This is a genomic window from Amycolatopsis sp. NPDC026612, from assembly GCF_040638285.1.
Taxonomy (GTDB): domain Bacteria; phylum Actinomycetota; class Actinomycetes; order Mycobacteriales; family Pseudonocardiaceae; genus Amycolatopsis.
On sequence record NZ_JBEZYB010000014.1, the window covers coordinates 51,204 to 75,819 of the forward strand.

Below are 24,616 nucleotides of genomic sequence, written 5' to 3' on the forward strand. Positions count from 1 at the left end.
CGGGTGATCTGCCGGGGTAAGCGGGCGAACCCTCCCCGCTGTGCCGTGCACCGTCGTAAGGTCGCTCCCGGTGAGGGAGCACAACGGTTTTGCCGCTGGGCGCGCGGGGGATCCGGAATCGTGGCGGGTGTGCCTGCTGGACTCGTCGGGCCGGGCACTGGGCGCCGGGATGCTGCTGGGCGAATCCACCGTGCTCACCTGTGCCCACGTGGTGCAGGCCGCCGGGGAGGAAGCGCTTTCGGGCTCGTCCTTGCTGGTGCGGTTCGTCGGCGTGGACGGGATGCCGGAGACGCTCGCGGCCGTGCGGCCCGGCTGCTGGGTGCCGCCGTCGGCGGACGGCCGGGGTGACATCGCGCTGCTGGACCTCGCCGAAGCGTTTCCCCACGTGCGCGGCGCCCCGCTGGTGAGCCTCGGCGCCGTGCGCGACCGGGTGGTCCACACCTACGGCTTTCCGCACCCGCACCGCTACGGCGTCTGGGTGAACAACGCCGAATTGGCCGGCCCGGCCGGCGCCGCCGGGGAGTGGATCCAGCTCAATTCGCCGCTGCCCGGGGAGCGGGTGCGTCGCGGCTTCAGCGGCGCGGGCGTGATCGACAAGGCGACCGGTGCGGTGCTCGGCATGGTGGTCACCGAGTACACCGACGAACGCGCCGGCCTCGCCTACCTGATCCCGGTCGAGGTGATCGTCCGGCACGTACCGGACGTCGCCCGGTGGGTGGGCGAGCCGCCGCGGCCGTCGTCCGGTCCGCTGATCGTCCTGATCGGCGAGCGCGACTCGGCCGTCCGGGAGGACTTCCGGGCCCTCGGCGAGCGGCTCGCCGCGGTCGTGGACGCCACCGGCAAGACCGCAGGCGAGGTCGCCGAGCACGTCAGCGCCGGCATCAGCACCGGGCCGGCCCCCACCGTGCTGGAGACCAACCCGGAGGACGTCGCGGTGGCGGTGACCAGCGTCGAAGCTTCTCGCGCACCGGAAGAAGTGCTCACCGGAGTGGTGAAACCGTTGATGGACCGGGGAGCGACCGTGGTGCTCCAGTTCAGCGGCCCGGACTCGCCCGGCGCGCACCTGGCCCGCCGCTGGGAGAACGAGCGGAACGCCCGCCGCCTGGCGCGGCTGGCGCTGCTGGTCGACATGGTGGCGCACGAGGAAGAACGCACCCGGGCGCACGCCGGACGGCTCGGCTGGCGCGTGCCGGTGCCCGACCGCTCCGCGGACCTGCGGCTGCGGCTGGCCGCGCTGAAGTCGGCGGACGAGCGGGTCGAACCGGGTCGCGTGCGGCGCGCGCTGGCGGTGACCGAACGCGACGCGGAAGCCGCCCGGCTCGAGCTCGTCCGGCTGCACGCCGACCTCGACGCGCGAGCCGCCCGGTACCAGGAACTGCGCGGACGGCTGCGCGGCTACAACGCGAAGGCGACCGACTCGGGTTTGATGGAGGACGAGGAACTGGGCGAGCTGTACCGCGCGGCGATGCTGGCGCTGACCACGCGGCCGGACGAACCGGAGGCCGCGAGCGAGCTGGTCGAGCGGTACGTGCGCGCGGTCCGCCGCAGGCTGGAGGGAACGTGACGGCCGAACCGTTGTGGTGCCACGGGAAGCCGGTTCCGGCGCACGGCTACTGCGAGACCTGCGGCCGCCGCCCGGTGCCGGCAGAACCCCCGGCCAAGAGCAAGCCGGCTCCGGAGAGCACCCGGCGCAGCGTCGAGCTGTGGGGCGGCGAAGCCGACTTCCACTCGCTGCCCGCGATCGAGGTGCCGGACCCCGAAGAACTCATCCTCACCGACCCGGACTACCCCGAGCACCACCGGTTCTGCGGCCACTGCGGGGAACCCGTCGGCCGCGCGTACGCCGGCGAGCCGGCGTACGCCAAGGGGTTCTGTGAAAACTGCGGCGCACGCTTCAACTTCCTGCCCAAGCTGACGAGCGGGGAGCGGATCGGCGACCGCTACGAGGTCATCGGCTGCTTCGCCCGCGGCGGCCTCGGCTGGGTCTACCTGGCCACCGACACCGCGCTCGGCGGTTACGTCGCGCTCAAAGGCGTGATCGACAGCGGCAACTCCGTGTTGCGCGCCCTCGCGCGGGTCGAACGCGATGTGCTCGTCCGCCTCGACCACCCGAACATCGTGCGTATCAACGACTTCGTCGAGCACCCGGTGCCCGAGGGCGGCGAGCCCGACACCTACCTGGTGATGGAGTACGTCGGCGGGCGGTCGCTGCGGGACCTCCTGAAGCAGGGCCCGTCGCTGCAGGTGGAGCACGTGATCGTCTACGGCAGGGCGATCCTCGCCGCGCTGGACTACCTCCACGGCGAAGGCCTGCTCTACTGCGACATGAAGCCGGAAAACGTGATCCACGGCAACAACCGGGTCAAGGTCATCGACCTCGGCGCGGCCCGCTCGATCGGCGACGCGGCGAGTCCGAGCGTGGGCACCGAAGGGTTCCAGGTGCCACCGCACGAGCTCACCCACCCCGGCCTGACCGTGCGCTCGGACCTGTACACCGTGGGCCGGACGCTGCAGGTGCTGCTGGAAGCCACGAGGGAGGACCCCGAGCGGGACCGCATCGCCGGTGGTCTCGACTCGCTGGACCGGCTCCTCGAGCGCGCGGTCGCGCCGTTCGAGCGGCGGTTCTCCACCGCGGCCGAAATGGCGGAGCAGCTCGACGGCGTGCTCCGGGAAATCCAGTCACTGCGCCACGGACAGCAGCACCCGCAGCCGTCGGCGCTGTTCGAGGACACCGCCGAACTGCTCGACAACGGCCTCGGTGCGGTGCCCGGGCTCGACTACTGGGTCACCGGCGAGCGCGCCGGTGGCCCGCTGGACTTCGGCCTGCCGGACGCCGGCTCCGGCGCGGGCCGGCTGCCGATCCCGCGGGTCGCCGCGGACGATCCGGCGGCGGACTTCATCGCCGCCGCGGCCGCGCCCGGCCCGCGCAGCTGGCTGGCCAAGCTCGCGAAGTTCGGCGAAGGATCGATCGAGGTCGCGTTCGCCCGGACGCGGGCCCGGGTCGCGCTGCAGGAGCCCGACGCCGCGGCCGAGGCCCTGTCCGAGGCCGACAAACTGCTCGAGGCCGAAGCCTCGCGCGACTGGCGGGCAGCCTGGCACCACGGATTGCTGGCACTGGCCCGCGGCAACGCCGAGGAGGCCGCGACCAAGTTCGACCAGGTGCACCGGAGCCGGCCCGGCGAGATGGCCCCGAAGCTGGCGCTCGGGTTCTGCGCCGAGCTGCGCCGGCAGACCGAGTACGCCGAGCGCTGCTACCGCTCGGTCTGGTGCCGCGACCACAGCCAGGCCGGCGCCGCCTTCGGCCTGGCCCGCTGCTACCTGCGGACCCAGGGCCGCGACGCCGCGATCGCCGTGCTGGACGCGGTACCGCCGATTTCGCGCCACTACGACGCCGCGCGGATCGCCGCCGTGCGGATCCGGGCGGGCCGCCTGCCGTCCGGGGCGCCGGGCCTCGACGACTTCGCCGACGCGGCCCGGCGGCGGCGCGACCTCTACCTCGACCGGGAGGCCCAGGACGGGCTCGAAGCGGTTGTCCGCGACGCCGCGCTGGCCGCCTTGCCCGGCCTCGGCGGTCACGAACGCTGGAACGGCGGCGAGCTCCTCGGCGAACGCGTCACCGAACGCGGCCTGCGGTCGCTCCTCGAGCATTCCCTGCGCCGCCTCGCCGAGCAGGCGCGCGACCGGAACGAGCACGGCGTGCTGGTCGACCTCGCGAACTCCGTCCGGCCCAAGACGAGAAGGTGATCGGATGTCCGACCGGGACCGCCCGTCGTTCACCCTCCAGCTGAGCCAGAACAAGTACCTGGCTCCCGCCGACGACCGGATGGACGTCGTCCTCACCGTGCGGGTGGGCGACGCCGGCGCCACCGCGGCCGCGCCACCGCCGACGGCCGAACTGCTGCTGGTGGACTGTTCCAGCTCGATGGACTGGCCGCCGACGAAGATCGAAGCCGCGCGGCACGCCTGCCGGGCGGCCATCGGCTCGCTGCGCGACGGCGTGCTGTTCGGGGTGGTGGAATGCACCGGCCACGCCCGGCTGGTGTACCCGGCCGCGCCGCCGCTGGCGGTCGCCGGTGAGCGGACCCGCCAGGAGGCGAAGGCCGCGGCCGCCGGGCTGATCGCCGGGGGCGGCACCGCGATGAGCACGTGGCTGGACCTGGCCCTCGACCTGTTCGCGCAGACCCCGGCCGCCATCCGGCACGCCGTGCTGCTCACCGACGGCAAGAACGAGTCCGACCGCACGGGGGCGCTGGAAGCCGCACTCGAGCGCTGCCGGGGCCGATTCGCCTGCGACGCCAGGGGAATCGGCGACGACTGGGAGCCGCGGGACCTGCAGCGCATCGCGTCGGTCCTGCGCGGCAGCGCGGACGCCGTCCTGGAGGACGCCGAGCTCGCCGGGGACTTCCGGCGCCTGGTCGAGCAGGCGATGGGTCGCACGGTGCCGGACGTCCGGCTGCGGATGACCACGATGCCCTACAGCCGGCTGCGGTTCGTCAAGCAGGTCTTCCCGACGGAGGTGGAGCTCACTCCGCAGTGCCGAACCCAGGAGCGCGGCGTGCTCGAGCTGCCCACCGGGGCGTGGGGTGACGAACTGCGCGAGTACCACCTCTGCCTCGACGTCGAGGCCGGTGCGCTGGCGCGGTACGAGGACCGGCTGCTGGGCACGGTCACCCTCTTCGCCGGCGCTGACGAGGCGGTCGGCGAGCCGCGGGCCGTCGTGGGCTACCTGACCGACGACCTGGCGCTCTCCAGCGTGCCGGACGAACGCGTCGCCCACGTGACCGGGCAAGCGGAGCTGGGCCGCGCGGTCTTGGCGGGCTTCGAGGCCTTCGAACGCGGCGACCGGACGGAGGCAGTGCGCCACTGGGGCAGCGCGTTCCGGATGGCCACCGAGCTGGGCAACACGGAAAACCTCAAGCGGCTGGGCCGGGTGATCGACGTCCGCGACGACGGCGTGGTGGCGATCAGGGAAGGTCTGAGGCCGCGCGACGTGTTCTCCGCCGTGCTCGGTTCGAGCATCTCCACCTACGCGGAGCCCGCCGCCGCCGTCCCGCCCGAAAGCGGGGCACCGCGCAAGTGTGTCCACTGTGGACACAAAGCCTCGCCGACGGCGAATCTGTGCGGGCACTGCGGCGAGCCGTTCGAAGCGGGTGCGCCTTCGTGACCGCGACCAGCACCACCCGGCAGACGCTGTGGTGGCTGCGGCTCGGGCTGGTGGCCGGCAGCGTGCTGGTGCTGGGGACCGCGTTGGCGACCTTCCTCGGCGTGCGGGCCAGCATCGCCGAGGTGCGGGAGCGGACCGCGCCCGCGGTGCTCGAGGTGTCGCTGGCCAAGGAAGCGATCGTGGCCGCGCACGGTGCGGCGGTCGACGCCTTCGAGCACGAGCAGGTGCGCCTGACCGGGCCCAGCGAGCAGTACGAGGACGAAATCGCGCTGGCCGGTCAGCAGCTCGCCCAGGTCGCGGAGCACAACGCGGCCGGGGAACCGGGCAGCCAGACGCTGCGGCTGATCGAAGGGCTGCTGCCGGCGTACAACGGCTTCATCGGGCAGGCCGACGCCCACTTCCGCCAGGACGGGGGCGGCCCGCTCGCCGCGAGCAACCTGCAGTCGGCGTCGGACCTGCTGACCGCGCCGGACAACGGCATCCTCGCGCGGCTCGACACGCTCGAAGCCGCCCAGCGCGCCGCACTCGACGACCAGCTCGGCACCGACTGGCTGGACCCCGCGATCACGCTGCTCTGGGCCGGCCCGCTGGCCGTCCTGCTCGGCACGCTGGCGTGGACCCAGCGGTTCCTCGCCCGGCGGTTCCGGCGCACGGTGAACACCGAACTGCTGGCCGCCACGGCGGCGTGCGTGCTGCTGGGCGCGGGAACGGCACTGCTGCTCGGCATCCAGTCCGACGCGAGGGACAGCGGCGCCGCGCTGGAGCGGACCGTGGACACGCGCTCCGCCGCCACCGCGGCCGCCGCCGACCGGGCGAGCTCGGCGCTGGCCCACGTGCTGACCGCCCAGTGCGGGCCCGGGGGAGCGGCCGGGTGCGGGGACACGGTGGCCGCGTTCGCCGCCGCGACGGCCACCCCGCCCGCCGCCCCGGCCACGCCGCCGGGCGACGTCGGCGAGTCGGCACTGCTGGGCCCGGGGCTCACCGAACCGGGCTGGAACGGCGTCCTCGGGTACGGGATCCCCGTGCTGGCCGCCGGGATCGGCGTCCTGGCGGTGGGCGGCCTGCAACCCCGCCTCGACGAATACCGGTTCCGCGCGACGAGAGGCCGGAGAGAGCCGTGAGGCTGTGCCGATCATTACCAATCCGACCGCAGTCACGGCCGAATGACTTCGTGGCAACGGTTACGTGCCGCGTGGGGGTCGGCCTGCTTTTGGCCGGATCGGTAAAGCGATGCGCCGCCTGGGCGATGGCCGTCGTCCTGCTGCTGTCCGGGTGTTCCGCCGGGAGCGGCACGGCGCCGGTGACGGTACTGGGGCCGTGGACCGGCGACGAGCAGGCGGCGTTCCAGCGGGTGCTCGACGGGTTCACCCGGGAGACCGGGATTCCCGTGCGCTACCAGGGCACCCGCGCGCAGAACCAGGTGCTGCGCGGGTACCTGCAGCAGGGCACGCCGCCCGATGTGGCGGTGCTGTCGAACCCGGCCGAACTCGCCGGGTACGCGCGCTCGGGCGAGGTGAAGGCCCTGGACGCCGTGCTCGGGGCGAAGGCGACCGAGGCGTACAGCCCGCAGTGGCTGAAGCTGCAGCAGCTCGGCGGCAACGCGGTGTACGCGGTCGCGGTGAAGGCCGACCTGAAGAGCATCGTCTGGTACACCCCGAAGACCTTCACCGAACCCGTGCCTGCCACGTGGGACGAGCTCGTGGCGACCTCGCGGCGGCTGTCCGCGGCCGGGCAGCCGCCGTGGTGCCTCGGCATGGGCGCCCCGCCGAACTCCGGCTTCCCCGGCACCGACTGGCTCGAGGACATCCTGCTGCACCGCGCCGGGCCGGCGGTCTACAGCAGCTGGGCGGCGGGCCGGCTGCCCTGGACCGACCGGGCGATGGCCGACGCGTGGCGGAGCTGGGGCACGCTGGTCCTGGCACCGGGCGCGGTCCGGGGCGGCAGCACGGCGGCGCTGCTCACCTCGTTCGCCGACGCCGGCCGCGCCATGTTCGCCGACCCGCCCGGGTGCGCGCTGGAGCACCTCGGCTCGTTCGCGATCGGCGGGTACAGCGCGCTCCGGCGGCCGGGCGGGCCGCCGGTACCCGACCGGGACTTCCGGTTCTTCCCGTTCCCCGGCGCCGGCGGCGCCGGGCCGTCCGAGGTGTCGGCCGACCTCGCCGGGCTGTTCCGCGACACCCCCGCCGCGCGCCGGCTCATGGTCTACCTGGCCGGCGAAGAGGCGCAGCGGATCTGGCCGTCCGGCGGGACGACGTTCTCGGTGCACCAGGGCCTGGTCGACCAGGGCGTCTACCGCAGCGACGTGACCCGCCGGATCGCGACGACCCTCGCCAGGGGCGGCGACCTGTGCTTCGACGCGTCGGACCTGATGCCCTCGGCGATGACCAGCGCGTTCTACCAGGCCGTCCTGGAGTACCTGGCCCGCCCCGACCGGCTGGACGCCCTGCTCGCGCAGCTCGATCAGGTGCGCCGGGGCATCGCCCTGGACCAGTGGCTCGACCTGCCGTGCTGACGGCAGACCGTTACCGGAGAAGGAGATCGGGTGCAGGAGTTGGTGCGTTTCCCGCTGGCCGACGGCGGATCGGTGGTCGTCGAGGTCGAGGGGGAACCGGGTCTGGAGCAGGCATCGGTGCCCTCGGGCGTGCTCCGCAAGGCGACCACGACCTTCGAGCACGCCCTGAGCGAGGTGCGCGCGGCCGCTTCCGCCGCGCTGGCCCAGTTCCGCGACCTCGGCCCGGACGAGGTCGAGCTCAAGTTCGGGGTCAAGCTCGACGCCCAGGCTGGGGCCGTGATCGCGCGCACCGGGCTGCAGGGCCAGTTCGAGGTCAAGCTGAAGTGGCTGCGTGACGGGGCGGCTTCCGCCGAGGAGGCGGCCGAAGAGCCGGAAGGCTGAGGCGCTACGGCTTGTAGCCGACGATCCCGGCGACGCACCTGGCCGAGTCACTGAGCGGGGTGAGCCGCGGGCCGTCCGGCCACCACTCGTCGCAGACCGCCATGCCCGGCCCGGACGTCGCGTTCGGCTGGACCAGTTCGAGGCCGTCCAGCATCGCTTCGATCTCCGCGCGGGTGCGGAAGCGGCCGGCGCCGAGCGGGCCCTGGACGAGGATCTGCTCGATGCGCTTGGCGATCGCGGTCAGCTCCGGCACTTCGGGGTCGAAGAAGTGCGACAGCACCACGTACGAGCCCGACGGCAGCGCGTCGATGTACTCGCGCATGATGTCGGCGACGCCGTCGCCCTCGAAGTGGTGCATCGTGCCCACCTGCAGCAGCGCGACCGGCTCGGAGAAGTCGATGTACTGCACCACCTCTGCGTGCCGCAGGACTTCCTGGGGCTGGAAGATGTCCGCCTCGACCATGTGCGTGAAGTCGTTCTCGACGAGCAGCGCCCGGCCGTGGGCGAGGACGACCGGGTCGTTGTCCAGGTAGACGACGGTGTTGTCCTTGTCGATGCGCTGCACGATCTGGTGGGTGTTCTCGGCCGTCGGCAGCCCGGACCCGCAGTCGAGGTACTGGCGGATGCCGGTCTGGCCGGCCAGCATCCGGAGCGCGCGGTTGTGGAACCCGCGGTTGCCACGGGCGATGTCCACCGCTTCGGGAACCGCCGCCCGGATCTTGTCCATCACCACGCGGTCGACTTCGTAGAAGTTGTGGCCGCCGAGGAACCCGTCGTAGATCCGCGCGATGCTCGGCCGGGCGGGGTCGACGCCCACCGGCGTCTGGCTCGGGGACAGCGCGGACGGGGTGTCGGACATTGGCGACCTCGCAGGACTGCGGCGGGTGGCGTTGGGCCACCCAGCGTAGTAGGTCGCGTCCGTGCGGTGAACGCGAGGGGCCGGTCAGCCGCTGCGGCGCAGCCGCTGGTCCGGGATTTCCGCCGCGCGCCGGGCGCGCTCGCGGCGCAGCTGTTCGAGGTGCTGCTCGATCCGCCGGTCGAGGTCTCGTGCGGCCTCGGACAGATCCGTCAGGTCGCGACGGGACACCGGGTGTCCGATCGCTCCCGTGTCCGTTTCGTCCCTTGCCCTGTCCACTACCGGCACCTCCCCGGATCGACCCCTGGCCCTCTTGGCGCTACTGCCCCATTCGGCCCAAGCCAAAACCCCCGCCCGTGAACCCGGGCCCGCGGGCACCGCCGGGAAAAGTCCTGGTCACAATTTTGACCAGGTGGTAGAAATTGAGGAGCCGTGGCGGACGGCCGCCACCGGGACCTGGAGGAACTGGCGATGAGCGTGCCTTCCGTGCAGCTGTATTCGGTTCGCGACGCCTTCGCGGCCGATCCCGCCGGCACCCTGCGCCGGCTCGCCGCCATCGGCTTCACGCAGGTCGAGCCGTACGGCGTCGTCGAAAACGCCGAAGCCCTGCGGGCCGGGCTGCCCGCCACCGGCCTGACCGCCCCGACCGCGCACGCGCGCCTGCTCGGCGCCGATCAGCACGCCGTGTTCGCCGCGGCAGCCGAACTGGGCATCGGCCTGGTGATCGAGCCGCTGGTACCGCCGGAGCAGTGGCAGGACGCGACCGCCATCGCGGCCACGGCGGACGCGCTCAACGCCGCCGCCAAGCTCGCGGCCGAGCACGGCGTGCGCGTCGGTTACCACAACCACTGGTGGGAACTGGAATCCCGGATGGACGGCCGCAGCGCGTTCGAGGTGTTCGCCGCGCAGCTCGACCCGGCGGTCGCCCTGGAGGTCGACACCTACTGGGCCACCGCGGGCGGCGAGGACGCGCCCGCCCTGCTGCGGCGGCTCGGCGACCGGGTCCGGGCCATCCACGTCAAGGACGGCGATCTGGCCACCGACGCCACCGGCCAGGTCCCGGCCGGCCAGGGCCGGGTGCCGGTCGCCGACGTGCTCGCCGCCGCGCCGGACGCGCTGCGCGTGATCGAGTTCGACGCCTACAGCGGCCCGGCCGGTGACCTCTTCGACGCCATCGCCGCCAGCCACGCCTTCCTGACCGGCGCCGGCCGGTGACCGGCGGCCCGGTCGGCGTCGGGATCGTCGGCGCCGGCGTCATCAGCGGCACCTACCTGGACAACCTCACGAGCTTCCCGGACGTCCGCGTGCTGCGGGTCGCCGACCTCGACACCGGGCGCGCGGCGGCTCGCGCGGCCGAGTACGGCGTGCCGCGGCCGGGCACGGTGGCGGAGCTGCTCGGCGACCCCGAAGTCGAGATCGTCGTCAACCTGACCGTCCCGGCCGCGCACGCCGAAGTCGGGCTCGCCGCGCTCGAAGCGGGCAAGCACGTCTGGACGGAGAAGCCCTTCGCGCTGGACCGCCGGACCGGCCGCGAGCTCCTCGATCGCGCCCGGGAGAAGGACCTCCGCGTGGCGAGCGCCCCCGACACCGTGCTCGGCGCCGCGTTGCAGACGGCGCGGCAGGCCCTCGACGCGGGCCGGATCGGCCGTCCCCTGACCGCGCTGGCGCTGTTCCAGGTGCCGGGCCCGGAACTGTGGCACCCGGCGCCGGAGTTCTACTTCCAGGCCGGCGGCGGCCCGCTGCTCGACATGGGCCCGTACTACCTGACGGCGCTGGTGCACCTGCTGGGCCCGGTCCGGCGGGTCACCGGGGCCGGCGGGCGGGCGCGCGACACCCGGGTCGTCGGGTCCGGGCCGCGGGCCGGGACGGCGTTCCCGGTGACGGTGGCGACCACGGTCACCGCGCTCGTGGAGTTCGAGAACGCTTCCGCGCAGCTGGTCCTGAGCTTCGACTCGGCGCTCAAGCGGACCGGGCTGGTCGAGCTGACCGGCACGCTCGGGTCCGCCGTGCTGCCGGACCCCAACCGGTTCGACGAGCCGACCCGGTTGCACCTGCTCGGCCACGACGAGCCGGAAGAGCTGGCGCCGCAAGGGCATGCGGCTTCCCGCGGTGTCGGCACGCTGGAGCTGGCCAGGGCGATCCGGGCCGGCGTGCCGGAGCGCGCGTCCGGCGAGCTGGCCTACCACGTGCTGGACGCGATGCTGGCCATCGACGAGTCCATGACCCGTGGGCAGAGCGTGGACGTCACGAGCACCGTCGACGTCCCGCCGCTGCTGCCGGCGGGGTGGGACCCGTACGCGAAGACCCTCTAGAGCGGGACGGTGAGCAGGTTCTGCAGGTAGAAGCGCAGCGAACCGACCAGGTCGACGTCGCCGGGCACGGTCAGCCACTGCACCTGCAGGCCGTCCATGAGCGCGATGAACGTCAGCGCCGCCATCGCGGGCTCGACACCCTCCCGCAGCTCGCCGCGGGCCGCGAGGGCTTCGAACGACTCGTGCACGCCCGCGCGGGCGGCGGCGTAGTGGCGCACGAAGTAGGCGTGTGCCGGGTGATCCGAGGCGATCGCCTCGGCGGCCAGCCGCGAGTAGAGGTCGACGATCCCGGGGTGGCGGACGTTGTGCTCGGCGAGCGCGACGAAGTGGCGCAGGACCGCCAGCCCGGGTGGCACGGTCAGCTGCTCGCGCTCGGAGTCGTCGGCGTCGCGGCGTTCGAGCACGGCAGCGAGCAGGGCTTCCTTCGTGGGGAAGTAGTACAGGAGGCCGGCGTGCGAAATCCCGACGCGCTTGGCGATCTCCCGCAGCGACGAGCCGTGGTAGCCGAGTTCGCCGTACGCCGCGGCCGCCGCCGTGATGATGTCTTCGCGGCGGATCCGGCCCTTCAGGTAGCCCCCGGTCACGGGGTCGCGGTGGTCTCGGCGGCGTGCACGGCACCATCATGCCGCAACGGTAGTTCGCACAAGTCACGTGATCGAACGAACAAATCAATTGTGCGACCGCGCGCGGATTGCGAGCATCGCGACGTGAAGAGCGCGGAACGGCACCAGATCATCGTGGAGCGGCTGCGCGACGCCGAGCTGGTGGGCGTCGCCGACCTGGCCGAAGCGACCGGCGCGTCGGAGATGACCGTCCGCCGCGACCTCGGCCACCTCGCGTCGCGCGGGGTGCTGCGGCGGGTGCACGGCGGGGCGGTCCCGGCGTCGCCGTCGGGGATCGAACCCCCGTTCGCGGCGCGCGCGACGGCCGCGATCGCGGCGAAGCGGGCCATCGCCGCGGCGGCGGCCGAGCTGATCCGCGACGGCGAAACGGTCGTCCTCGACAGCGGCACGACGGCGTTGGAGCTGGCGCGGCTGCTGCGCGGACGTTCGATCACCGTGATGCCGCTGTCGCTGCACGCGGTCCGCGAACTGGCCGAGGCTCCCGGCGTCCGGCTGCTGCTGCCCGGCGGCGAGCCGCGGGCGGGCGAGCAGGCCCTGGTGGGCCCGCTGACGCTGGCGTCGCTGCGAGCCCTGCGCTTCGACGTCGCCGTGCTGAGTCCCTGCGCGTTCGGCCTCGACTCCGGGTTCACCGCCTTCGACCTGGGCGACGCCGAGGTGAAGCGGACCGCCCTCGACGTCGCGGCCCGGTCGATCCTGCTCGCCGACGGCGCCAAGTGGGGCCGGGCCGCGCTCGCCTGCATCTGTCCCGCCGACCGCGCCGACGTGGTGATCACCGACCCGGGAGCGCCCGAAGACCAGCGCGCCGCGCTGGCCGATCGCGGCGTGCTCGTGCACGTCGCCGTCCCCACCCCCACGGAGAGCCGATGACGACCGTCCCGTCCCGTCCGCGCGCCGCCCGGTTCGCGACCTTCATGTTCTTCGGCCTCAACGGGTTCGGGATGGGCATGTGGGTGGTGCACATCCCGGAAATCGAGCGCGCGACGGGCATCTCGCACAGCACGCTCGGTGCGCTGCTGCTGGTGCTCGGCGGCGCCGCGTTCGCCGGCATGCAGGTGGCCGGCCCGCTCGTCGACCGGCTCGGGCACCGGCGGATGGTGCCGGCCGCGGGCGTGCTGCTCGGGCTCGCGCTGTGCGCGCCGGGGTTCGCGAACTCGTGGTGGACGCTGGGGTTGGGGCTGGCGGGGTTCGGCTTCGGCAACGGCGCGATCGACGTCGGGATGAACTCGCACGCGGTCGTCGTCGAACGGGCCTACCCGCGCCCGATCATGGCGGCCTTCCACGCGATGTGGTCGATCGGCGGCGCGATCGCCGCGGTCATCGGCGCGGCGACGCTGGGCGCGGGCGTGCCCACCGGCGTGACGCTCACCGGCACCGGCCTGTTCTGCGTGCTGCTTTCGGTGGTCACCGCGCGGTTCCTGATGGAGCCGGCCGCTGTCCCGTCCACTGATGCGTCATCTGCTGCTGTGCCGTCCGCTGAGCCGGAGCCCGTCGCGCGCCGCCGGACGCCGGGCCGGACGGTCTGGCTGCTCGGCCTGCTGGCGCTGGCGCTGATGCTGTCGGAGGGCGTGGCGAACGACTGGGCCGCGCTGCACATGGAGAAGGTGCTCGGCACGTCGGCGTCGACGGCGGCGCTGGCGTACGGCGCGTTCGCGGTGGCGATGACGACCGGCCGGTTCCTGACCGACCGCGTCGCCGCGTGGGCGGGCCCGGCGGCGATCGTCCGTTACGGCGCGACGCTGGCGGCGGTCGGCCTGACGACGGCCGCGGCGGCCCCGTGGGTGCCGCTGTCCCTGGTCGGCTGGGCGCTGTTCGGCCTCGGGCTCTCGGGCGGTGTCCCGCAGCTCTTCACGGCGGCGGGCAACCTGGACACCCGGGCGTCGGGCGCGTTGATGGCCCGGGTGGTCGGCCTCGGGTACGTCGGATTGCTGGCCGGTCCGGCGCTCATCGGCGGGCTGACGCGGTGGATGCCGCTGAACGTCACCTTCGGGGTGCCGGTGGTGCTCTGTGTGCTGGCGGCGGTGTTCGCCGGGGTGCTGAGCCCGAAGCCGGAACCGGCCGAGCAGCCGATCTCCGCTTCGTAGTCGATCACGGACGCGACGCTGGCGAACGGCACCGACAGAATCCGTGCGTCGGCTCGACGGGGATCAAGTGCGCTTCGAAGCCGGCCCCGACCGCGGCGGAAGGACCGGCTGCTCGCCGAGCGGAGGCAGGAGATGACGCGGCTGGCCGGTGAGGTGGCGGAGCAGCTCGTCGGTTCCCTCCGGCGTGATGGATCCGATCACGTAGTGGTCGGCGGCCCGGGGCTGCAGGAACTGGGGGATCTCCTCGACACCGTGGCCGGGCAGGACCACCGGGAGCAGCTTGCGCGTCCAGTCCTGCCGGTCGCCCAGGAGGAGGTCGCGCAGCGTGGCTGCTTCCGCCTGGCCGCCCGGGTTGCGGTCGTTCGGGCCGTAGCCGTCGCCCATCCGCCGGTAGCCCTCCGATGCCACGACGATGACGAAGTCCGACTCCAGGATGTTCTTCGTCGCCCAGGCTTGCCAATCCTGCCGCCGGTCGCTCACCCATTGGTCGAGGACGACGTCGATGCCTTGCCCGGACCGGAGGAACGTCGCGAATTCGCGGACGCTCTCCAGGTGCTCGGGGCTGTCATGGGTGTAGGAAACGAAGACCTTGGGGTGGTCACGCGGCATCGGAATCCTGTTCGCCCTGGCCGCGACGGCGGCGTCGTTCCGGCGAAACGATAGCGACGACCCGTCTCGGCCGGGCGGCTCCCGGCGGGAGGGTTTCCCCGGGCCGCCCGAGCGGGTAACCCCACGTGATCGCCGTCCGAAACGCGGGCGGCGCAGCGTGGCGGAGGGAAACCCGATGTCGACCGCACCCCCGGTGCCGCCCGAGCCGATCCAGCCCGCGCCCGTCGGTCCCGACCCGGGTCCGCCCGGGCCGGGCCGGCCGCTCCCGGAGCCCGGTGTCCCCGTGCCGGACCCGGTGCCGCCGGAGCCGAAGCCCGGTCCCGAGCACGAGTAGCTATGGATTACACATCATATGACTTTCATATGATGTGGTGTACTGTCGCGGCATGACAACAGCGCAGAACTACCGCCGGATGGTCAACGCCGGCAACAAGATCGTCGTGGGGCTGCAGCGGCTCGGTGTCGCCTTCGGCCCGATGCAGCTGCTCACCGTGCCCGGACGGCGCACCGGCGTCCCGCGCACGTTCCCCATCGCGGTCATCCCCATCGACGGTGACCGCTACATCGTCCAGGCCTATCCGAAGGCGGCCTGGGTGGCGAACGTGCGGGCCGCGGGCGAGGTGACGCTCACCCGCGGCCGGCGTTCGTCGGCGGCGCGGCTGGCCGAGCTGCCGGTGGAGGAGCGCCGTCCCGTGCTGCGCCGGCTGGTCGAGAAGAGCCCGTCCAGCGTGGGGAAGCGGTTCGTGACGACCGGCCTGGCGGAAGCGCCGACACCGGAAGGCGTCGCGGCGGCCGCGGACCGCATCGCCGTCTTCCGCGTCGAACGGACCTGAGACAGCGGCGGTCTCCTTCGAGCGCGCGCAGCACCTGGCCGGCCGCGGGGCCGGGGTGGACCGTGCGGTCGCCGTCCGGCTGCTCGCCGGTGCCCCGGCGAGCAGCTCCACCAGTGCGACAGCGAGCTCGCGGACCTTGACGTTGAACTCCTGGCTCGCGCGCCGCAGAGCCGTCCACGCTTCGTCGGGGGTGCAGCGGCGCAGGGCGATGACGATGCCCTTGGCCTCCTCCAGCGCGGCCCGCGACTGCAGGAGCTCGAGCATCTGGCCGGTCCGGTCCGGCTGGGCCGCTTCGGCGACGACCAGTGCCATCGCGGCGAGCCGCTCGTGGCCCCGCAGCACGTTCACCGTTGCTTCGGTGGCGGGCCGGTCGAGGGCCACCGACAGGACGAGCGTGCCGTCGGCGGCCCACTCGGCCGCGATCCGGTCGAGCAGTTCCTGCAGCAGGGAGGTCACCGGGGTTTCCCTGGACGTCGTGCGTGCTCCGGTCACCGCAAACCCCTCCTCGGCGCGGTGGCGGCGGGGCCGGGCGCGTACCCGGCCCCGCCTCGATCGGGTCAGGCCTTGAGCTGCTGTCGATCGGCGGCGCCGCCGATTTCGATGCGCCGCGGCTTCGCCTTCTCGACGATCGGGATGCGGACGGTCAGCACCCCGGCGTCGTAGTCCGCGGTGATGTGCTCGCTGTCCAGGGTGTCGCCGAGGAACAGCTGGCGGGAGAACACGCCGAGCCGCCGCTCGGAGACGTGCATCCGGACGTCGTCACCGGTCGGCAGGGGCCGTCGTTCGGCCTTGACGGTGAGGACGTTGCGCTCGACGTCCAGCTCGACGGCGCCGGGATCGACGCCGGGGAGATCGAAGCACACCACGAACTCGTCGCCGGCGCGGTAGGCGTCCATCGGCATCGCGGCGGGCTTCGACCAGGTGCCGGCGCCGAAGACCTGCTGGGCGAACCGGTCGAGGTCGCGGAACGGGTCGGTGCGCATCAACATCGGGATCCACCTCCTGGAACTTGCCAACTCTGGTGTCAACACGCGATGCTGTTCTAGCATGTCGTCAAAACGATGACAAGGCATGGGTCGTCGAAAGGATGACGTGATGGACGGAGCCGATCCGACCGGCGCGCTGCGCCTGATCCAGGAGGTGGTCGCGGCCGCCCGGGCCGGTCTGGTGGACCCGCAGCAGGTGCTGGCCGCGTTGTCCGGCCTGCGCCTGCTGCGGGACGAACTCGCAAGCTGGGAACCGGAGCTGATCACGGCGGCCAGGGCGGCCGGCGCCAGCTGGGTGGCGCTCGCGCCCGCGCTGGGCGTCGCCAGCCGGCAGGCCGCGGAACGGCGCTACCTGCGGCTGCAGCCGTCGCGCAGCGGCGAGAAGACCGGCGAGGCGCGGGTCGACGCGGAACGCGACCGGCGCGCGGGCGAGCGGGCCGTCGCCGACTGGGCCCGCCGCAACTCCGCCATCCTGCGCCGGCTCGCCGGCCAGGTCAGCGCGCTCGACGGGCTCGGACCCGCCGGGCAGGCCAGCGCCGAGCGCCTCGGCGCGGCGCTCGGCGACGACGACCCGGCGACGCTGCTCCCGCCGCTGGCCGCCGCCCGGCCCCACCTGACCGGCGCGCACGCCGGGCTGGCCGAACAACTCGGCGAGATCTCGGCCCAGACCGACCGGCTCCGCCGCGACGCCGCCGGCAACCGCCGCTCCCGGGACTGAGCACGGGGGCGCGGGTTTGCCCGGCCGCTCGCCGGGCACCCGCCGCGGAAGCGACGGAAGGACGGTGCCGCCATGACCGCCGAACCCCCGGATCCGGACCCCCGCCGGACCCCGGACCTCGAAGCGGGCGGCGGGGTGCCGCCGGGCAGCACGCCGCCCGACTCCGCCCAGACGTCGGGGTTGTCGCACCCCCAGCCGATGCCGTCCAAGACCATGCCGGTGCTGTGGCTGATCCTCACCGGCGTGCTCGTGCTGATGGTCGCCGCGCTGGTCGTCGCGCTCGCGTTCGGCTGGCTCCGGGGCGTCTGAGAGCCCGCGAGAACGGGTATCCGCCGTGCATGGACGACACCCCTGACCGCACCGAAACCCGCGCCGAACTGCTGCCCGAAGAGAAGGCCGTCGACAGTGCGGACCCCGAGGCCCAGGCCCGGGAGGTGCTGCGCGACTCCGACCGCCGGACCGAACACCCCGAAGCAACACTGGGCCGCCGCCGGCCGGAAGACACGGTCTAGCCGTCGCCGCGCAAGTCCTCCTGCGCAGCCGGGCGGGCTTCTTCGTCTTCGTCCTCATCGCGGTGGGGCGGCGCACCGACCGGGTTCCCGCTCGAGTCCATTTCGCCGGTCTCGTCGTGGGGTTGCGACATTCGTGCCTCCTCGGCTGGCTGGTCGCGTAGCAGTGTGGTGCGGTGCCCGGCTAGTTCGTCCCGCAGCGGACGCCGTTGAGGGTGAACCCGCCGGGCGACGGGTTGCCGTGGTCGAAGGCCCCGTTGAAGCCGATGTCGACGGTCGCGCCCGGAGCGAGGGTCAGGTTGTAGGAAACCGCTTTCATGGTGACCCGCGAGCCGCTTTGGCTGTAGTCGCCGTTCCAGCTGTGGGTGACCCGCTGGCCGGCGGTGAACGTCCAGGTGGCCGTCCAGGGTGAGAGCGTCCCGCTGCCGGTGTTGGTGACGGCGACGCCGGCGGTGAAGCCGTTGTTCCACTGGTCGGTGACGGCGTAGTGGACGGTGCACGAGGCGGTCTGGACGGGCGGCGGAGCAGGCTGCGCCGAGGTGGTGGTCCCGGGCGCGGACGAGCTCGCCGACGCGGAGGCGGAGGTCGAGGTCTGCCGCAGCACGGTGGGCACCGGAGCCGGGCTCGTCGCGGAGGAACCGGCCACGGTCCGCGGAGTGGTCGTCGCAGGAGCGAGCGGATCGGGCGGCAAGGCGGCTTGCCGCCCCGGCGAGCTTTCGGAGGTGACGGCGATGATCACGAGACTGGCGCCGACGACAAGGGCACCACAGAGAGCAGAGACCCACCGAATCCGCCGCCCGGCCCGCTGCTGAGCGGCGGCGGCCTCGCGGGCCCGCTGCTCGAGCCGTTCCCGGTACCCCGCACCGGTGTCGTCTTCGCGAACCCTCGCAACGGGAGTGGTCCCCGCATCGAGCGACCGCGGCATGGCCCCGGTTTCCCGAAGCAGGTCATCGACCGAAATTTCATCATCCGGCCGCCCGGCGCGCGCCATACCGGAACCTCCAGTCCCTGAGGGCGCTCGAACGCGCTGGTTTGCCCGGCGAATCCTAGGAAGCCAAGACGGTCTTGTAAACCGTCAGCCCGCAACGGCGTTTCGTCGACAGGTAACCGGATCCGACGCCTGAAGGGTGCCCCGTGACCGCCGACGTAGGTCATTGCCCCAGTGTCCCTCGTGCGGCCGTCGGTTGTTGCTTGCTTCCGAGGTCGGAGAGCCTGGATCGATGCAGCTGACGCGAAACTTGCTGATCATGCCAGAGCTGCCGGAGGTGTCGATCTGCACCCCCCTGAACGAGGGAGCAGGGTGGCCGTATACTCTTTCTTCAGCAGGTCCGAGTGGCGGAATGGCAGACGCGCTAGCTTGAGGTGCTAGTGCCCTTAACGGGCGTGGGGGTTCAAGTCCCCCCTCGGACACACGCACTATCTACACCCGGGCTGGTCGTCGCATAGACGGCCAGCTCTTTTGGTTCATAGCGTAGCTCCAGGTTCAGCGCGCGATACAGGCGGCTCATGCCAGCCGTGGTCGCGTCGGCCAGTGTCCCGCAGACATCGCCGAGAGCATCGATCCTCGCGTAGATCTCGGCACGCGTCACAGTCGCATCGGCCGGAACGCTCTCGATCTGTGCTTTCGCGGCGGCTCGCTCGGCCTGTGCCTGGTTCATCGGGTCGACGAGTGCTTCGGGCTCGACGCCGGCTGCGATCGCGGCCTGATACCGCTGAAGCCTCGCCTCCGCGTCTGCCAGCCGGTTTCGCGCCGCTTCGAGTGGACCACCGTTGGCCTGACTGCCGTCCGACCCGAGTAGCGCGGCCGCCGTTCGGTCGCGGTTGTCCGGGTGGAACAGCTCGTGAAGCCATCCGTTGATCGCCCCGACGACCACACCCTCGCGCAGATTGACCGTCTTCGGGTGGTCCGCCAGCTTCGGTGAGCCGGGCGCCATGGTCCGTGAGGTACAGCGGTAGTAGGCGCCTTTCCTGATCGTGGCGCCTTGCATTTTCCGGCCGCACACCCCGCAGCGGAGCAGACCGCGCAGGAGATACGCCCGCGCGGTCTTCCGGCCGCCGCGCTCGGCCTTGCGCGCCGTCTTCAACCCGCCCGCCGACTTCGACCGGCGGAGGAGTTGAGCTTGCGTGAACGTCTCCACGGACACGATCGCCGGATGTGCCTGCACGCGCGACCGTACGATCCGGTCGGGAGAAGCGCGCTTGAACCGCACCACGTGGCCCGCTGCGACGTCCTCAGGGTCGAGCAACGTCTCATGCTTCGTCCAGCGCCCGAAGATGGCGTAGCCGGTGTATCGCGGGTTGTCCAAGATCGCTCGGACTGAGCTGCCTTGCCAGCCGTCGGCAAGCCGGTGCCGGTTCTGCTCCCGCCGATGCGCGGAGGGACAGGGAATGCCGTCTCGGTTGAGGATGTTGGCGATCGCTCGATCGCCGTTGCCGTCCAGGTACTCGGCGAAGATCCGGCGCACTACGTCCGCTGTCGTCTCGTCGAGCGCTAACGCGCGCAACTTGAACCCTTCGGCCGCCTTCCGCGGGTTCGGGTGGGGTCCACTGTCGACGACGACATACCCGTACGGCGCCCGGCCGCCCTGGTGCCGTCCTTCGTTGATCACCTGCGCGTCCATCGCTGCACGGACGCGCGCTTGAACGTGTTGCCGCTCGGACTCGCTCATCCCGCCGAGCACGCTCATCAGCATCTTGTGGGACGGGTTCCGCGGGTCGTACTTCCCGCCCAGCTCCGGCACCCACAGATCTACGCCATAGGCCGCAAACTTCGGCGCGATCAGGGAGAACTGGTTACCGAACCAGCAGCGGGTGCCTTCACCGACCACGATGGCATTCCACCCACGGCGCGGATTCTTCAACTCGGCGAGCAGCCGCGCACTCTCGGTTCTCCGTTCCCACGGGACGGAGCGCGACTGGCCAATGTCGAAGAACTCCGCCACGATCTGCCCGCCGAGCGGTTCGACGAACTTGCGCGCGTTTCCGAACTGCCAACCGCGCGAGGTCTCCGGGTCCTGGTTGTCCTCAGTCGAGCACCGGCCGTAGCCCGCCAACGCCCCGATCCCGTCGTCCGCCACGTCGGCGACCTCAAGACCCAGAATGTCGTCCAGGGTCGACCACGGGTCGCTGATGATTTCAGCTGCCACGGTTCACCTCCTCCGCCGGAACGTCCAGCACCGGCACCTCAGTAACCTCGATCAGAACGGCCAGCAGTGCACGCGCGACAGCGGGCGTCAGCTCGGGCAATCCCGCAGGTAGGATAACCCGGATCGGCGGATCTTCGGAACGAGCGGCGCTCATCGCTGACCGTCCTCGTCTGCCGCCCCGGTGTCAGCGGTCGCGCGATCGATAGCGCTCCTGATTTCAGCCGTGAGGTACCCGCGTACCTGCCGTGTCTCGCCGTCTTCGCTGGTCACGCGGTCTCGTGTCGGCCGGCATCCCGCGCCGGTCATCTGCTGCGCGAACGTCTTCCGGTCGATCTCCAGAGCGCTCAACAGCTCGGCTGTTGGTACGAAGTCCCTGCCGTTCGGGCTCAGGTCGTCGCCCAGATACTCGACGAGCGACGCGAGCACCTCGGGCAGCTCACCGCGTGACTGAACCGTGTCAACCGCGTGACCTGCACCGATTGCCTTAACCGCGGCTGCGTGGTCGAGCACCGGCATGGTGTCCTGTCCGGCCGCGTGCCCGGCGAGCGTCCCAGCCGCTTCGCGCAGCGTCCGGCCCTGCTCGCAGATGGTCCTCCAGTCCTCGTTCGGCATGTAGTACGTCCGAACCGTCATGGCCAGCACATCGGCGCCAGCCGACGTGTCGCCGTCCGGCCGCAGGATGCCCACGCCCTTGTGCGAGGGCAGCAGCCTGGAGGAGTCGAACCCGCGCGTGTTCATCTGCTCGCCGAGCACGATGTTCGAGTCGCGCCAGTCCATCACCCGCAGCGCGAACCGCGACCCGAGCACCGCACGCAGCCCGGACGGGATCGTCTTCGAGTCCGGCCGCTGTGTCGCCAGCACGAGCACGATCCCGGCGGCCGGTCCCTTCTTCGCGAGCCACGTCAGCAACTCGCCGATGTACTCGCCTGCGGTGAGCTTCTTCCCTTGCACGTCAACGGGCGTACGGTCCTCCAACGGAACCTGGACCTCATCGATGAAGATGGCCGTGATGGGCATGTTCAGTGCCTTATCGCGTGACATCTCCGGCGTGACCTTCGATTCCGGACACGTGAGGTCGTCCAGGTCGCGCATCCGCCGGAACCGCGTCTGAACCTCGCCGACCAGCTCAATCAGCCAGCCCACGAGCGCCAGAACGTGTTCGGGTTCGTCGCCGGACATGAACCGGTGAGCCACCAGGCCGGCCGCGTCCCAGTCCTTCCCGGCTTTGAAGTCCGCTACGTACAGCCGCACCCAGGCGTCCAAGATGAGTCCAGCCGCCGCGAGCCGGGCGGCAAACGTCTTGCCCTGCCGCGGAATCGCCCCCACAAGCAGCGACGTCCACACCAGCGGAAGGTCGATCCGCCGGTCTCGCGCGTCCCGTCCGAACGGGATCGGCCGCCACGCGTCCCACTGCGTCACGCCGAGCAGCGGCGTCCGCAGCGGCGGCGAGCTATACGGGTCTTCATCGGCCACCCACATCGATACCCGCCCAGCGTGCCCACCGTTCCCGCGCACCCGTTCGACGATCAGTTGGACCTCATCGACGGCGAGCGCCGATGCGAGTGCATCCCGGTTCTTCACCACGTCAGCCGCCTTGCGGGTGGCCGGAAGGTCGACGGTGACCGCCCAGCCATCGCCGACACGCGTCGCGCGCTCGACCAGCCGCAACACCTCGTCCTTGCCGATCAGCTTCGCGTCCCGGAACGCGTCCACCAGTACCTGCGGGTCCATCGTCCAGGTCAGGGTCCGCGGCCCGGCGAGCGCCGGCTTGCGGCCGGGACTGCCGTCCTTCTTGCGCCCGAGGATCGCGAGTGCGAGAGAAGCTGCCGCACCTCCGATCCACAGAGGATCGTTGCCATATACGAGATCCACGACAGCCACCGTGACGGCCGCAACGACCAGGACGGCACCGGTCACCTTCCAGCGGAACAGCGTGAGTGCCCGAATCTCCGTGAACTTGTCGGCCAGCTTCTCCGACTCTTCGGCCGCAGTCCGGTAGTCCCGGACGGTGACCCACCCGCGCCACCACCGCACCCCGACGACCAGGCCGCGAACGACCGCACCGACGTACCGCCACGGCGACTTCACCAGCCCGACGACGGCGTCTTTGCCCGCTTGGATGGCCTGTGGCTTGCTCTTCAGCCACAACGGCACACGCGGCGAATGCCGCCACCACAACACGAAGCGGTTCGTCTTCGGCTCCCGCCGACGCGGTTGAGGCAACGTGTCATCCACCAACTCGCCGTCGAGCACGGGGTCAGCTTTGACCGGCAATGAGTCAGCCATTGCCCACCTCCGACCGGAGGGCCCGCGCCAGCCGGGGCGAGAGACCGCGCGAGCAGCCGGTAGCCCGCCGCACCCACGCTGGCGTGATCTCGACGTCCGGTGTCCAGCTCTCCCGAGCGATCGCAAGGTAATCGGCGAACAGCACGCGCCGACCAGCTTTTGCCGGCTCCTGCTGAACGGCTTGCCGTTCAGCAGCTACCAGGACGGCATCGGTGAGCTTGTCCCGCAGGTCGGTGATCGCTTCGACGGCGACGAACACGACGAGCGGCGGCACGGAGTGCAGCACGATCGCCGCCGGCTCCCCGGCCGCGAACGACGCCCAGGTGTTCATGACGTAGGTGGCCGCGAGCGTGAACCACTTCGCCCGCCGCACCCAGACGCCCGTCCGGACCTGGTATCGCGCGGTCACCTGCTCAGCCCGCAGGATCGCGAGCAGTACAAGTGAGACGGTCGGGTCGAGCACCCACGCGGCGAGCCATGGTAGCGACCCCGGCCGTGTCCCGGTCGACGCGAAACCCTGGATGTTGGTCATCGTGAACGCGAGCCCGAGCACGATCCCGGACCAGCACATCCAGTCGACCTGCCGCCGCACGCGCTCGATCCGCAGCGCGACGACATCCGGATCGGTCTGGTAGGCGCGCACCTCCGCGGCCTCGGCCGCGTCCTGCGCGAGCCGTTGCGCCCGGTTCATCGCCGACCACCCCGCTTCGAGGTGTCGACCGTGGTCACGGTCATAGCGCGAGTCAGCGCATAGGACGCGAACAGCGCCGGCAGCCCGAGCACGGCGAACAGCAGCCACGGGCTACCTGGGTGGGCGATCACGACCCACTGAACAGCGACGATCAGTCCGGCGTTGAACAGCACTCGCCCGACCAGCGACACGAGCCGCGCCCCGCTGCGAGCAGCGTCGGCGGCAGCCTTCGCCCGGCGGGAACCGGCCCGCCAGACCCAGAACAGCACGAGCAGCACGCCGACACCGGCGAGGATCTGCGTGGGCGTCACGGTGAGCCCGTTCATCGCGCACCCCGATCGGTCCGCTCGCCACGACGCAACCAGAGCGGGTGCAGCGCACGCCGGTCGTCGTCGGTCATCCCGCCCCAGACACCGACCGTGTGGACTCCGGCCGTCCGCAACTCCAGCTCCAGGCACTCGTCCCGGACGGGGCACCCGCCGCACAGCCGATCGGCCAGCTCCCCGTCGCTGCCCGCGTCGGGTGGCCCGTCGTCCGGCGGGGGCCACATACAGACTCCCTCGCTGGTCACGACGTCGGTCAGGACATCGGTGGGCACCCAACGCAGCCGGTCCAGCCGCCAGGCGATCCCGATCAGTCGAAGGTCGTCGGCGTTCATGCGGCACCTCCGACCTGACGCGACCCGAGCAGACGGGTCAGCTCGGTCGACGACACGCGGAGCCCGGAACGGCAGCGGGTGGCGCGCACCTCGCGGGTCCGGATCGCCCGGCTCACCGCAGCGCGGGACACGCCGAGCAGCCAGGCCGCTTCTCGAATGGTGTGAAAGGTGATGTGCGAGTTCATGAGAAAGACCAATCTGATGATTTCAAGACTATGTTGTTGATTTCAGCTCTTGGATGGACGCGTTTG

The 24,616-nt window shown here is 71.9% G+C and carries 29 protein-coding genes, 1 tRNA gene and 1 pseudogene; 16 read left to right on the forward strand and 15 right to left on the reverse strand.

The annotated features are described in order from the left end of the window. Nucleotides 1-70 precede the first annotated feature (70 nt). The 6 genes from AB0F15_RS16100 (at nucleotide 71) to AB0F15_RS16125 (ending at nucleotide 8,057) form a co-directional block, all read left to right on the forward strand. Nucleotides 71-1,564, forward strand: a complete 1,494-nt coding sequence (locus AB0F15_RS16100) for a trypsin-like peptidase domain-containing protein (protein WP_360270551.1) — start codon at nucleotides 71-73, stop codon at nucleotides 1,562-1,564. Further along, nucleotides 1,561-3,744 (forward strand): tetratricopeptide repeat protein, encoded by a 2,184-nt coding sequence (locus AB0F15_RS16105; RefSeq protein WP_360270553.1) that lies wholly within the window; start codon nucleotides 1,561-1,563, stop codon nucleotides 3,742-3,744. The genes AB0F15_RS16100 and AB0F15_RS16105 overlap by 4 nt, the downstream gene beginning before the upstream one ends. Before the next feature lie 4 nt (nucleotides 3,745-3,748). Next, a complete protein-coding gene (locus AB0F15_RS16110; RefSeq protein WP_360270555.1) occupies nucleotides 3,749-5,164 on the forward strand; it encodes a VWA domain-containing protein in 1,416 nt (471 codons plus the stop codon). Then, nucleotides 5,161-6,285 (forward strand): hypothetical protein, encoded by a 1,125-nt coding sequence (locus AB0F15_RS16115; protein ID WP_360270556.1) that lies wholly within the window; start codon nucleotides 5,161-5,163, stop codon nucleotides 6,283-6,285. The genes AB0F15_RS16110 and AB0F15_RS16115 overlap by 4 nt, the downstream gene beginning before the upstream one ends. 125 nt (nucleotides 6,286-6,410) lie before the next feature. Then, nucleotides 6,411-7,676: an ABC transporter substrate-binding protein gene (locus AB0F15_RS16120; RefSeq protein WP_360270558.1), complete on the forward strand. Its 1,266-nt coding sequence runs from the start codon at nucleotides 6,411-6,413 to the stop codon at nucleotides 7,674-7,676. Between the two features lie 30 nt (nucleotides 7,677-7,706). Continuing rightward, nucleotides 7,707-8,057 carry a CU044_2847 family protein gene (locus AB0F15_RS16125; protein ID WP_360270560.1) on the forward strand — a complete coding sequence of 117 codons (351 nt, stop codon included), beginning with the start codon at nucleotides 7,707-7,709 and terminating at the stop codon, nucleotides 8,055-8,057. A 4-nt stretch (nucleotides 8,058-8,061) separates the two neighbouring features. On the opposite strand, the gene AB0F15_RS16130 is transcribed toward AB0F15_RS16125, so the two are convergent. Both AB0F15_RS16130 and AB0F15_RS16135 read right to left on the reverse strand, forming a co-directional pair. Next, on the reverse strand, nucleotides 8,062-8,916 hold the full coding sequence (locus tag AB0F15_RS16130; RefSeq protein ID WP_360270561.1) for an SAM-dependent methyltransferase: 855 nt from the start codon (nucleotides 8,914-8,916) through the stop codon (nucleotides 8,062-8,064). An 84-nt stretch (nucleotides 8,917-9,000) separates the two neighbouring features. Then, nucleotides 9,001-9,192 carry a hypothetical protein gene (locus AB0F15_RS16135; protein WP_360270563.1) on the reverse strand — a complete coding sequence of 64 codons (192 nt, stop codon included), beginning with the start codon at nucleotides 9,190-9,192 and terminating at the stop codon, nucleotides 9,001-9,003. Nucleotides 9,193-9,345: 153 nt separating this feature from the next. On the opposite strand from AB0F15_RS16135, the gene AB0F15_RS16140 reads away from it, so the two are divergent. Together AB0F15_RS16140 and AB0F15_RS16145 are read left to right on the forward strand one after the other, a co-directional pair. Further along, entirely contained in the window at nucleotides 9,346-10,128 is a 783-nt protein-coding gene (locus tag AB0F15_RS16140) for a TIM barrel protein (protein ID WP_360270565.1), read from the forward strand. Next, nucleotides 10,125-11,225 carry a Gfo/Idh/MocA family oxidoreductase gene (locus AB0F15_RS16145; protein WP_360270567.1) on the forward strand — a complete coding sequence of 367 codons (1,101 nt, stop codon included), beginning with the start codon at nucleotides 10,125-10,127 and terminating at the stop codon, nucleotides 11,223-11,225. Before AB0F15_RS16140 ends, AB0F15_RS16145 begins: the two co-directional genes overlap by 4 nt. On the opposite strand, the gene AB0F15_RS16150 is transcribed toward AB0F15_RS16145, so the two are convergent. After that, nucleotides 11,222-11,809 (reverse strand): TetR/AcrR family transcriptional regulator, encoded by a 588-nt coding sequence (locus tag AB0F15_RS16150; protein ID WP_360270569.1) that lies wholly within the window; start codon nucleotides 11,807-11,809, stop codon nucleotides 11,222-11,224. The genes AB0F15_RS16145 and AB0F15_RS16150 overlap by 4 nt on opposite strands. 123 nt (nucleotides 11,810-11,932) lie before the next feature. On the opposite strand from AB0F15_RS16150, the gene AB0F15_RS16155 reads away from it, so the two are divergent. Further along, entirely contained in the window at nucleotides 11,933-12,715 is a 783-nt protein-coding gene (locus tag AB0F15_RS16155; RefSeq protein WP_360270571.1) for a DeoR/GlpR family DNA-binding transcription regulator, read from the forward strand. After that, the gene (locus AB0F15_RS16160) at nucleotides 12,712-13,929 is read left to right on the forward strand and encodes an MFS transporter (protein WP_360270572.1); all 1,218 of its coding nucleotides are present in this window, start codon (nucleotides 12,712-12,714) and stop codon (nucleotides 13,927-13,929) included. Before AB0F15_RS16155 ends, AB0F15_RS16160 begins: the two co-directional genes overlap by 4 nt. A 63-nt stretch (nucleotides 13,930-13,992) precedes the next feature. Here the strand turns inward: AB0F15_RS16160 and AB0F15_RS16165 are convergent, their stop codons facing one another. Then, nucleotides 13,993-14,538 carry an SEFIR domain-containing protein gene (locus AB0F15_RS16165; protein WP_360270574.1) on the reverse strand — a complete coding sequence of 182 codons (546 nt, stop codon included), beginning with the start codon at nucleotides 14,536-14,538 and terminating at the stop codon, nucleotides 13,993-13,995. A 175-nt stretch (nucleotides 14,539-14,713) separates the two neighbouring features. Between AB0F15_RS16165 and AB0F15_RS16170 the strand changes: the two genes are divergently transcribed. Both AB0F15_RS16170 and AB0F15_RS16175 read left to right on the forward strand, forming a co-directional pair. Then, a complete protein-coding gene (locus AB0F15_RS16170; RefSeq protein WP_360270576.1) occupies nucleotides 14,714-14,872 on the forward strand; it encodes a hypothetical protein in 159 nt (52 codons plus the stop codon). Nucleotides 14,873-14,924: 52 nt separating this feature from the next. Then, nucleotides 14,925-15,371 (forward strand): nitroreductase family deazaflavin-dependent oxidoreductase, encoded by a 447-nt coding sequence (locus tag AB0F15_RS16175; protein WP_360270578.1) that lies wholly within the window; start codon nucleotides 14,925-14,927, stop codon nucleotides 15,369-15,371. Between the two features lie 168 nt (nucleotides 15,372-15,539). On the opposite strand, the pseudogene AB0F15_RS16180 reads toward AB0F15_RS16175, so the two are convergent. Continuing rightward, nucleotides 15,540-15,683 (reverse strand): annotated as a pseudogene (locus AB0F15_RS16180) (ANTAR domain-containing protein); the annotation flags it as partial. 245 nt (nucleotides 15,684-15,928) lie between these two features. After that, nucleotides 15,929-16,360 carry an Hsp20/alpha crystallin family protein gene (locus AB0F15_RS16185; protein WP_360270580.1) on the reverse strand — a complete coding sequence of 144 codons (432 nt, stop codon included), beginning with the start codon at nucleotides 16,358-16,360 and terminating at the stop codon, nucleotides 15,929-15,931. Between the two features lie 106 nt (nucleotides 16,361-16,466). On the opposite strand from AB0F15_RS16185, the gene AB0F15_RS16190 reads away from it, so the two are divergent. The 3 genes from AB0F15_RS16190 (at nucleotide 16,467) to AB0F15_RS16200 (ending at nucleotide 17,587) form a co-directional block, all read left to right on the forward strand. After that, nucleotides 16,467-17,075 (forward strand): HSP18 transcriptional regulator, encoded by a 609-nt coding sequence (locus AB0F15_RS16190; protein ID WP_360270581.1) that lies wholly within the window; start codon nucleotides 16,467-16,469, stop codon nucleotides 17,073-17,075. A gap of 72 nt (nucleotides 17,076-17,147) precedes the next feature. Beyond that, a complete protein-coding gene (locus AB0F15_RS16195; RefSeq protein WP_360270583.1) occupies nucleotides 17,148-17,384 on the forward strand; it encodes a DUF6480 family protein in 237 nt (78 codons plus the stop codon). A gap of 29 nt (nucleotides 17,385-17,413) precedes the next feature. Next, entirely contained in the window at nucleotides 17,414-17,587 is a 174-nt protein-coding gene (locus AB0F15_RS16200; RefSeq protein ID WP_360270585.1) for a hypothetical protein, read from the forward strand. Here the strand turns inward: AB0F15_RS16200 and AB0F15_RS16205 are convergent. After that, a complete protein-coding gene (locus AB0F15_RS16205) occupies nucleotides 17,584-17,718 on the reverse strand; it encodes a hypothetical protein (RefSeq protein WP_360270586.1) in 135 nt (44 codons plus the stop codon). The genes AB0F15_RS16200 and AB0F15_RS16205 overlap by 4 nt on opposite strands. A gap of 50 nt (nucleotides 17,719-17,768) precedes the next feature. Next, nucleotides 17,769-18,230 (reverse strand): cellulose-binding domain-containing protein, encoded by a 462-nt coding sequence (locus AB0F15_RS16210; protein WP_360270587.1) that lies wholly within the window; start codon nucleotides 18,228-18,230, stop codon nucleotides 17,769-17,771. Nucleotides 18,231-18,910: 680 nt separating this feature from the next. Here AB0F15_RS16210 and AB0F15_RS16215 point away from each other — a divergent pair. Further along, a tRNA-Leu gene (locus AB0F15_RS16215) sits at nucleotides 18,911-18,994 on the forward strand. Here AB0F15_RS16215 and AB0F15_RS16220 read toward each other — a convergent pair. The 7 genes from AB0F15_RS16220 to AB0F15_RS16250 are packed head-to-tail and all read right to left on the reverse strand — an operon-like array spanning nucleotide 18,976 to nucleotide 24,550. Continuing rightward, nucleotides 18,976-20,730 carry a recombinase family protein gene (locus AB0F15_RS16220; RefSeq protein WP_360270589.1) on the reverse strand — a complete coding sequence of 585 codons (1,755 nt, stop codon included), beginning with the start codon at nucleotides 20,728-20,730 and terminating at the stop codon, nucleotides 18,976-18,978. The two genes, AB0F15_RS16215 and AB0F15_RS16220, sit on opposite strands and share 19 nt — an antisense overlap. Beyond that, entirely contained in the window at nucleotides 20,720-20,884 is a 165-nt protein-coding gene (locus AB0F15_RS16225) for a hypothetical protein (protein WP_360270591.1), read from the reverse strand. The genes AB0F15_RS16220 and AB0F15_RS16225 overlap by 11 nt, the downstream gene beginning before the upstream one ends. Further along, on the reverse strand, nucleotides 20,881-23,016 hold the full coding sequence (locus tag AB0F15_RS16230; RefSeq protein WP_360270593.1) for a cell division protein FtsK: 2,136 nt from the start codon (nucleotides 23,014-23,016) through the stop codon (nucleotides 20,881-20,883). Before AB0F15_RS16230 ends, AB0F15_RS16225 begins: the two co-directional genes overlap by 4 nt. Further along, nucleotides 23,009-23,707, reverse strand: a complete 699-nt coding sequence (locus tag AB0F15_RS16235; protein ID WP_360270595.1) for a hypothetical protein — start codon at nucleotides 23,705-23,707, stop codon at nucleotides 23,009-23,011. The genes AB0F15_RS16230 and AB0F15_RS16235 overlap by 8 nt, the downstream gene beginning before the upstream one ends. Continuing rightward, on the reverse strand, nucleotides 23,704-24,033 hold the full coding sequence (locus AB0F15_RS16240; RefSeq protein ID WP_360270597.1) for a hypothetical protein: 330 nt from the start codon (nucleotides 24,031-24,033) through the stop codon (nucleotides 23,704-23,706). Before AB0F15_RS16240 ends, AB0F15_RS16235 begins: the two co-directional genes overlap by 4 nt. Further along, nucleotides 24,030-24,365 carry a WhiB family transcriptional regulator gene (locus tag AB0F15_RS16245; protein ID WP_360270598.1) on the reverse strand — a complete coding sequence of 112 codons (336 nt, stop codon included), beginning with the start codon at nucleotides 24,363-24,365 and terminating at the stop codon, nucleotides 24,030-24,032. The genes AB0F15_RS16240 and AB0F15_RS16245 overlap by 4 nt, the downstream gene beginning before the upstream one ends. Next, the gene (locus AB0F15_RS16250; RefSeq protein ID WP_360270600.1) at nucleotides 24,362-24,550 is read right to left on the reverse strand and encodes an excisionase family DNA-binding protein; all 189 of its coding nucleotides are present in this window, start codon (nucleotides 24,548-24,550) and stop codon (nucleotides 24,362-24,364) included. Before AB0F15_RS16250 ends, AB0F15_RS16245 begins: the two co-directional genes overlap by 4 nt. Nucleotides 24,551-24,616 lie beyond the last annotated feature (66 nt).